This window comes from Rhizobium sp. CB3171, assembly GCF_029714265.1.
Taxonomy (GTDB): Bacteria; Pseudomonadota; Alphaproteobacteria; order Rhizobiales; family Rhizobiaceae; genus Rhizobium.
Genome location: NZ_CP121652.1, coordinates 3,559,111 through 3,567,500, shown reverse-complemented (window position 1 = coordinate 3,567,500; position 8,390 = coordinate 3,559,111). Strand labels below are relative to the sequence as shown.

The 8,390-nt window shown below is 62.6% G+C and carries 7 protein-coding genes (1 of these 7 running past the window's edge); 5 read left to right on the top strand and 2 right to left on the bottom strand.

Annotated features, from left to right (window positions below):
* From QA648_RS17280 to QA648_RS17265, 4 genes are all read left to right on the top strand, one after another.
* Positions 1-56, top strand: the 3' portion of a protein-coding gene (locus QA648_RS17280; protein WP_283048282.1) for an ornithine cyclodeaminase family protein. 895 nt of this gene lie to the left of the window's left edge; 56 of the gene's 951 nt are visible here — the last part of the coding sequence; the start codon falls outside the window, past its left edge; it ends in the stop codon at positions 54-56.
* 5 nt (positions 57-61) lie between these two features.
* Complete coding sequence (hrpB, locus tag QA648_RS17275; protein ID WP_283048281.1) at positions 62-2,530, top strand: ATP-dependent helicase HrpB; 2,469 nt, start codon at positions 62-64, stop codon at positions 2,528-2,530.
* 32 nt (positions 2,531-2,562) lie between these two features.
* Positions 2,563-3,870 (top strand): ActS/PrrB/RegB family redox-sensitive histidine kinase, encoded by a 1,308-nt coding sequence (locus QA648_RS17270; protein WP_199773507.1) that lies wholly within the window; start codon positions 2,563-2,565, stop codon positions 3,868-3,870.
* Between the two features lie 74 nt (positions 3,871-3,944).
* The gene (locus QA648_RS17265) at positions 3,945-4,532 is read left to right on the top strand and encodes an ActR/PrrA/RegA family redox response regulator transcription factor (RefSeq protein ID WP_104824929.1); all 588 of its coding nucleotides are present in this window, start codon (positions 3,945-3,947) and stop codon (positions 4,530-4,532) included.
* 3 nt (positions 4,533-4,535) lie between these two features.
* Here QA648_RS17265 and QA648_RS17260 read toward each other — a convergent pair whose 3' ends face one another.
* Positions 4,536-5,024: an MmcB family DNA repair protein gene (locus QA648_RS17260; RefSeq protein ID WP_104821486.1), complete on the bottom strand. Its 489-nt coding sequence runs from the start codon at positions 5,022-5,024 to the stop codon at positions 4,536-4,538.
* A gap of 180 nt (positions 5,025-5,204) precedes the next feature.
* On the opposite strand from QA648_RS17260, the gene QA648_RS17255 reads away from it, so the two are divergent.
* A complete protein-coding gene (locus tag QA648_RS17255) occupies positions 5,205-5,879 on the top strand; it encodes a L,D-transpeptidase (protein ID WP_104821485.1) in 675 nt (224 codons plus the stop codon).
* Between the two features lie 267 nt (positions 5,880-6,146).
* Here QA648_RS17255 and QA648_RS17250 read toward each other — a convergent pair whose 3' ends face one another.
* Complete coding sequence (locus QA648_RS17250) at positions 6,147-8,315, bottom strand: malate synthase G (RefSeq protein ID WP_283048276.1); 2,169 nt, start codon at positions 8,313-8,315, stop codon at positions 6,147-6,149.
* Between the last annotated feature and the right edge of the window lie 75 nt (positions 8,316-8,390).

Genomic DNA, 8,390 nt, shown 5'->3' with positions numbered 1-8,390 from the left:
AGGATCTTGCCGGCGCGATCCTTGCCTATGAACATGTGCGGGGCAAGCAGGCGTGACGCCGATGACACCTTCGCTGCCCGAACTGCCGGTTTCACATGTGCTCGCCAATATCGGCGCAGCGCTCGCGGACGAACGACGCGCAGTTCTGTCGGCTCCTCCCGGCGCCGGCAAAACGACGCTGGTGCCGCTCTATCTACTTGGTCAAGGCTGGCGCGGCTCCAGCAGGATCATCCTGCTGGAGCCGCGGCGGCTTGCTGCAAGAGCTGCGGCGGCGCGCATGGCCTCGCTGCTCAACGAGCAGGTGGGCGATACCGTCGGCTACCGTATGCGGCTTGATAATCGCATTTCCGCAAAGACGCGCATCGAGGTGGTAACCGAAGGCGTGTTCGCGCGGATGATCCTCGACGATCCCGAACTATCGGGCGTTTCCACGGTCATCTTCGACGAATTCCACGAACGCTCGCTGGATGCGGATTTCGGCCTGGCGCTGGCGCTCGACGTGCAATCGGCGCTCCGCGAGGATCTGCGTATCCTCGTGATGTCGGCGACGCTCGATGTCGAACGTGTCGCCGCCCTGCTCGGACGCCCGCCCGTCATCGAAAGCATGGGCCGGAGCTTTCCGATCGAGATCCGCCATCAGGACCGGCCGGCCGGCGAGCGGATCGAGGAGACCATAACCAAGGCGATCCTGGATGCGCATGCGACGGAACAGGGATCGATCCTTGCCTTTCTGCCCGGCCAGGCGGAAATCACCCGCACGGTGGAAAGACTCGAAGGCCGATTGTCGCCGGAAACGGTGATCGCGCCACTTTACGGCAATCTCGGCCAAAAGGAACAGGATGCGGCGATCCGGCCGGCGCTGAAAGGCACGCGCAAGATCGTGCTGGCGACATCGATCGCCGAGACGTCGATCACCATCGACGGCGTGCGCATCGTCATCGACAGCGGCCTGCAGCGGCTGCCGGTTTTCGAAGCGTCGACCGGGATCACTCGGCTGGAGACGGTGCGGGTATCGCGGGCTTCCGCCGATCAGCGCGCTGGCCGTGCGGGGCGAACCGAGCCTGGTATTGCGATCCGGCTTTGGCATCCAGGCCAGACGGCGGCACTGCCGGCCTTCACGCCGCCGCAAATACTGTCCAGCGATCTTTCCGGGCTGGCGCTTGATCTTGCCCATTGGGGCGTGCAGGACCCAGCCGCACTTGCCTTTGTCGATCAGCCGCCGGCGACGACACTGGGCGAAGCGCGGGCATTGTTGCGGCAATTGGGGGCGCTGGATACTGAGAACGGGCTGACGGCACACGGCAGGCTGATGCGCGATCTGGCTCTGCCGCCGCGGCTAGCGGCCATGGTGATTTCAGCAGCGAAGTTCGGCCAGGCACGCGAGGCGGCGATGCTCGCCGTATTGCTAACGGAACAGGGGCTCGGCGGGCAAAGCATCGATCTGGAAGAGCGCCTGCGGCGGTTCAAGACGGAAAAGGGTGAACGCGCGGAGGCGTCGCGCCGGCTAGCAGGGCGGTTGGCGACAGCGGCAGGCGGGAGCAAGGCTGCGGACGCAGGAGTACCGGTCCTGGCCGGCTCATTGCTACTGCATGCTTTCCCCGATCGCATCGCCCTGCAGCGCGGCGGCCGCGGACGCTTCGTCATGGCGAACGGGCGCGGCGCCGAATTGCCGGAGACGGAGCGCCTCGCCGGTTCGCAAATGCTTGTCATTGCCGACCTGACCGGCCGGGCGGCGCAAGGCCGTATCTTGGCAGCGGCGGAAATTGCGCGTGCTGATGTCGAGGAGCATCTGCCGGGAGAGATCCGCACCGAGGACCAGAGCCTATTCGACAAGACCAGCCGGCAAGTGCGGGCGCGGCGCGTAACGCGGCTCGGCGCCATCGTCTTCGAGGAAACCCCCTTGCCCCGACCATCGGGCGAGCGGGCGGCGAAGGCGCTGGCCGACGGCATCCGCGAGCTGGGGCTCGCCGTCCTGCCCTTTTCGAAAGAGGCGACGCAATTGCGTGAACGGATCGGCTTCCTGCACCGGACGATCGGGGAGCCATGGCCCGATATGAGCGACGATGCCCTGCTTTCGCGGCTCGACGAATGGTTCACGCCATTCCAGACCGAGGCGCGCGGCCTCTCGGACATCTCGGCCGGCGGGCTTTCCAACGGGCTGATGTCGCTGGTACCGCATGAGCTGCAGCGCGACCTTGGCCGGATGGCGCCGACGCATTTCGAAGCGCCGACCGGCCAGCGTCATCCGATCAAATATGAAGGCGAAGAACCGCTGCTGACGATCCGCGTTCAGGAGCTTTTCGGCCTGAAGCAGCATCCGGCCGTCGGCGGTGGGCGGCTGCCGCTGGTGCTGGAACTGACGTCGCCGGCGCACCGGCCAATCCAGACGACGCGCGATCTGCCCGGCTTCTGGGCAGGATCGTGGAAAGACGTGCGCGCCGATATGCGCGGGCGTTACCCCAGGCATCCCTGGCCGGAGGATCCAGCTGATGCTTTGCCGACGACAAGAGCCAAGCCGCGTGGTACCTGAGAATGGCCCGTTTCTTCAGAGGATTGGACAAGATGGCGGACGCAGACGCCAAGCCGCAGGACGATCACCACACCAGCCGGCGGCTCAGGCTGCAGACGCTGGTGCGGCTGCGTTGGCTTGCGGTCGGCGGCCAGACGGTGACGGTGATGATCGTCGCCTTCTGGCTGAAATTTGCCGTGCCGCTTCTGGCCTGCTGCGTGTTGATCGCCTGCCTTGCCTGGATCAACTTCTTCCTGACGTTGCGCTATCCGCCAACGCACCGTCTGGAGCCGCCGGCTGCCTTTGCGCTGCTCGGCCTCGATCTCCTGCAGCTTTGCGGTCTGCTCTTGATCACCGGCGGGCTCGCCAACCCCTTTTCCGCCCTGGTCTGCGTCCCCGTCATCATTTCCTTCGCCTCGCAGCCGATCCGCTACAGCATGGCGCTGATCGTGCTGGCGATGATCTGCATCACGGGCCTTGCCTTCTCGCCTTTTCCGCTGCCCTGGTACGATGGCATCGAGATCAACGTTCATAGCGTAATGCAGCTCGGCGTCTGGTGCTCGATCGCCTCGACCATGGCCTTTGCCGCCTTCTATGCCTACCGCGTCTCGATGGAGGCGACGCAGCTTGCCGATGCGTTATCGGCGACGGAACTGGTGCTGCAGCGGGAAAAGCACCTGTCGCAGCTCGACGGGCTTGCCGCCGCCGCGGCTCACGAACTCGGCACGCCGCTGGCAACGATCAGCGTCGTCGCCAAGGAGATGGAGCGCGAGCTCAGCCAGGACGACCGCTTCCGCGAGGATGTGGCGCTGCTGCGTAGCCAGAGCGAACGATGCCGCGACATCCTGCGGCGGCTGACGACGCTCTCCTCCGAGGACGAGGCGCATATGCGGCGGCTGACGCTGTCGTCGATGATGGAGGAGATCATCGCACCGCATCGGGAATTCGGCATCAAGCTGGAGCTGATCGAAAAGAGCCCGCGCCTCGGCGAACCCGTGCTGAACCGCAACGCCGGCATCATGTACGGGCTTGGCAATCTCATCGAAAACGCCGTCGACTATGCGCGAAAGAAGGTGACCGTCACGGTGGAATATAATCCCGATACGCTGACAATCGTCATCGAGGATGACGGCAACGGGTACTCTCCCGAAATCTTGATGCGGATCGGCGAGCCCTATGTCACGACGCGACAGCGAGACGATACGGCAGGCGGCCTCGGACTCGGCCTGTTCATCGCCAAGACCCTGCTGGAACGTTCGGGCGCAGAGCTTTCCTTCGGCAATCGCGACCCTGAAACGCCGGGTGCACGCATCCGTGTTGAATGGCCGCGAATGTTGATCGACAGTAATTCGACAAAATGAATTTCACGGCTTAAAACACCGGTCGTTAAAGTCAGTAGGACTATGCAGGCGGTCTGCCGCCGGGATTGAACATGATGACGGATAAAGAGCTCACCGACCCTCATGCGGGGGCCAAGGACGCGGCGGACCATATCGGGCCCGACGCGACATTGCTGATCGTCGACGACGACGGACCCTTTCTGCGCCGGCTGGCGCGCGCCATGGAGACGCGCGGCTTCGTGGTCGAGACGGCGGAATCGGTGGCGGAAGGCGTTGCCAAATCCAAGGCCACGCCACCGAAATACGCCGTGGTCGACCTTCGTCTCGGTGACGGCACCGGCCTTGATGTCATCGAGGCGATCCGGCAGCGGCGCGACGATACGCATATCGTGGTGCTGACCGGCTACGGCAATATCGCGACCGCGGTCACTGCCGTGAAGCTCGGTGCTCTCGATTATCTTGCCAAGCCCGCGGATGCCGACGACGTCTATGCGGCGCTGACGCAACGGCCGGGCGAAAAGGCCGAGGTGCCGGAAAATCCGATGTCGGCGGATCGGGTGCGTTGGGAGCATATCCAGCGCGTCTACGAAATGTGCGAGCGCAACGTCTCCGAGACGGCCCGCCGTCTCAACATGCATCGCCGCACGCTGCAACGAATCCTCGCCAAGCGCGCACCGAAGTAACCTTCATTCAGACGAAAAAGACTTACCCGTCGCCCATTCGGCCAGCATCAGCCGCTGGGCGGCGGCGCGGGAAAAATTGAGCGTCACCGATTTGCGCGTGGCTGGTGGCAGGCGATGCTCCGGCGCCTCGCGGATCATATGCGCGCCGTAACCATCCGACAGGAAAAGCCCGCAGTCTTCCGGAAAGATATCGAGCGGCACGTCCTTGTGGGTCGCGAAGAACAGGCGATCGCAATGCAGGCGGTAATCCGGCCATTTGCGATCGACGCGGAAATCCTCGATCGAGGATTTGATCTCGATGATCCAGATTTCGCCTTTTTCGGAAAGCGTGATGAGGTCGGCGCGGCGACCGCTGGCGAGCGGCAGCTCCGGCAAGACGGCAAGGCGCATCTCGTGCAGTAATAGTTGCACGCCCCTGCGTACAAGCATCGCCCGTTCCGACTGCCGGCCGTCTATTAACGGATTGTTATTGTAAACACTTAAAATCGTCATGAATTGCCTCAGGGACCGAACAAGCGTTGTTGCAAAAAAACCATGTCCCTTTAATTTGCGCAGCGGAGCTATTTTGTCGCCCCGCACCAGCTTGCAAAGCTAAATTTAATAGAAAATAAACCATAGTCAAAGATGGTTGATACCATCTCATTCCCTGTCACAACTCACCAAGAGACTTCCATGCGCATCCGCAATGCTATGACCGCACTCGGCCTTGTCGCAACGCTTGCCACGGCTGGTTACGCCACCACTGCCGCAGCCACGCCGACCGCTACCGCCAACTCCGCTTCCGACACCGTCAAGACGTTCGATAATGATTACGGCGTCACGAGCGACAACGGCTTCCAACTGCCGGCGATCCCGATCCAGAAGGTGAAGCCGCAGTTCCGCCGCCAGATCGTCTCCTACAAGTCTGACGAAGCTGCGGGCACGATCATCGTCAACACCCGCGAGCGCCATCTTTATTACATCCTCGGCAACAACGAAGCCATGCGCTACGGCATCGGCGTCGGCAAGCAGGGCTTTGCATGGTCGGGCACGGCATATGTTGCCTGGAAGCAGGAATGGCCGAGCTGGCATCCGCCGAAGGAAATGGCGGTCCGCCGTCCGGAAATCGCCAAGTATGTCGATGACGGCATGAACCCGGGCCTCGAAAATCCGCTCGGCGCCCGCGCCATGTATCTCTACAACGAGAAGGGCCAGGACACGCTGTTCCGCCTGCACGGCACGCCGGAATGGGCTTCGATCGGCACCGCGGCTTCCTCGGGCTGCATCCGCCTGATGAACCAGGACGTCATCGATCTCTACAACCGCGTTCTGCCGGGTCACGCCACCAAGGTCGTCGTGATCCAGTAATCGCTGGCATTATTTGGAATTCAAAAGGCCGCTGGATCGATGTCCGGCGGCCTTTTTGTTTTGGGGAACTGAGGTCCGATATTATACCGCCCTACCCGCCCTCGTCCTTCGAGGCTTCGCCTTCGGCTGCGCGCCTCAGGATGAGGGCTGATCTCTTCCCTTAGCCGCAAGACTCTCTCCACCTCATCCTGAGGCGCCTTGTCGTCGAGCGCCAGCGCAGGCGACAAGGCCTCGAAGGATCGAGGTGGCCCCAGATGGAGTGAAGGATCACCCCGCCTGCTTCGCCTTCAGTTCGATACGGCGGCGGTGCAGGACCGGTTCGGTATAGCCATTCGGCTGCTCGCGGCCTTTGAGGACGAGATCAAGCGCCGCCTGGAAGGCGATGGAGCCATCGAAATTGCCAGCCATTGGTCTGTAGAGCGGGTCTCCAGCGTTCTGCCGGTCGACGACCGCGGCCATGCGCTTCATGGTCTCGATGATCTGCGCTTCGGTGATGACCGTGTGGTGCAGCCAGTTGGCCATGTGCTGCGCCGAGATGCGCAGCGTGGCGCGATCCTCCATCAGGCCGACATTGTTGATATCCGGTACCTTGGAGCAGCCGACGCCCTGATCGACCCAGCGAACGACATAGCCGAGAATGCCCTGGCAATTATTGTCGATCTCGCGCTGGATTTCTTCCGGCGTCCAGTTCGGGCGGGACGCGACCGGAACGGAAAGAATGTCGGAAAGCTTGGCGCGAGCCCGGCTTTTCAGGCCCTGCTGGACCTCAGCGACGTTGACGCGGTGATAGTGGGTCGCATGCAGCGTCGCGGCCGTCGGTGACGGCACCCAGGCGGTGTTGGCGCCGGCCTTCGGATGCGCGATCTTCTGTTCCAGCATCGCCGCCATCAGGTCCGGCATGGCCCACATGCCCTTGCCGATCTGCGCATGACCGGAAAGGCCGCATTCCAGACCGATATCGACATTCCAGTTTTCATAAGCGGCGATCCAGGCCGCCTGCTTCATGTCGCCCTTGCGGATCATCGGGCCCGCCTCCATCGAGGTATGGATCTCATCGCCGGTGCGATCGAGGAAGCCGGTGTTGATGAAAACGACGCGTTCGCTGGCAGCGCGAATTGCTTCCTTGAGATTGACCGTGGTGCGGCGCTCCTCGTCCATGATGCCCATCTTGATGGTGTTGCGCGGCATGCCGAGCACATCTTCGACGCGCGAGAAGATCGCGACGGCGAAGGCGACCTCTTCCGGGCCATGCATCTTCGGTTTGACGACATACATGGAGCCGGCGCGGGAATTTTTATGCCCGCCGTTCGGCCCGATATCATAGAGCGCGATCAGGCCGGTGATCATGGCGTCCATGATGCCCTCAGGCACTTCATGGCCGTCGCGGTCGAGGATCGCCGGATTGGTCATGAGGTGGCCGACATTGCGCACCAGCATCAACGAGCAGCAATGCAGCTCGAAGCTCGCGCCATCTGGCGCCGTGTAGGTCACATCCGGATTGAGATGGCGGGTGAAGGTCTTGCCGCCCTTGGAAACTTCCTCCGTCAGGTCGCCCTTCATCAGGCCGAGCCAATTGCGATAGACTTCGGCCTTGTCCTCGGCGTCGACGGCAGCGATCGAATCTTCGCAGTCCATGATCGTGGTGATCGCCGATTCCAGCCGGACGTCAGAAATAGCAGCCGCATCGGCCTTGCCGATCTCGGTGCCGGCATCGAGGACGATCTCGATGTGGATGCTATTGTTCTTCAGCAGGATATGCGAGGGAGCGCTGGCGTCGCCGAGATAGCCGGCGAAGTGCCCAGCATCGGCCAAAGCCGTAGCACCGCTCTTTGTCGCAATCGCGAGGGAGCCACCCTTGACGGTAAAGCCTGTGACGTCCTTCCAGCTCGCACCGGTAAGCGGCGCAGCGGTATCGAGGAAATCACGCACCCAGGCGATGACCTTTTCACCGCGCTTCGGATTGTAGCCCCTGCCCTTCTCGGCGCCGTCGGTCTCGGCGATCGCGTCGGTGCCGTAGAGCGCATCGTAAAGCGAACCCCAGCGCGCATTGGCGGCGTTCAGCGCATAGCGGGCGTTCATGACGGGAACGACGAGCTGCGGGCCGGCGATGGAGGCGATTTCGGGATCGACATTGGCGGTCGAGACCGAGAAGGCCGGGCCTTCGGGAATAATGTAGCCGATCTCGCGCAGGAAGGCTTCGTAGGCGGCCATGTCCACCGGCGCGCCGTTCTTGCGATACCAATCATCCAAGGCAGCCTGCATCCGGTCGCGCTTGGCGAGCAGATCGCGGTTCTTCGGCGCGAGGTCATGCACGATCGCCGAGAAGCCGGCAAAGAAGGTATCCGGGTCGACGCCGGAGCCTGGCAGGGCCTCCTTGACGAGGAAATCATAAAGCACCGGCTCAATCTGAAGCCCGTTCTTGTCAATGCGGCTCATACCAATCACTCCTCACGGCCGTTCTACGGCTCAATTTTTACATGCTGCCAGTTTGCGGGCGGTTAGGCTCTCCGT

Bases quoted from the DNA above. Each gene is read 5' to 3' on its own strand.
- hrpB (WP_283048281.1), top strand. From the start codon at position 62: ATGACACCTTCGCTGCCCGAACTGCCGGTTTCACATGTGCTCGCCAAT.
- QA648_RS17270 (WP_199773507.1), top strand. From the start codon at position 2,563: ATGGCGGACGCAGACGCCAAGCCGCAGGACGATCACCACACCAGCCGG.
- QA648_RS17265 (WP_104824929.1), top strand. From the start codon at position 3,945: ATGACGGATAAAGAGCTCACCGACCCTCATGCGGGGGCCAAGGACGCG.
- QA648_RS17260 (WP_104821486.1), bottom strand. From the start codon at position 5,024: ATGACGATTTTAAGTGTTTACAATAACAATCCGTTAATAGACGGCCGG.
- QA648_RS17255 (WP_104821485.1), top strand. From the start codon at position 5,205: ATGCGCATCCGCAATGCTATGACCGCACTCGGCCTTGTCGCAACGCTT.
- QA648_RS17250 (WP_283048276.1), bottom strand. From the start codon at position 8,315: ATGAGCCGCATTGACAAGAACGGGCTTCAGATTGAGCCGGTGCTTTAT.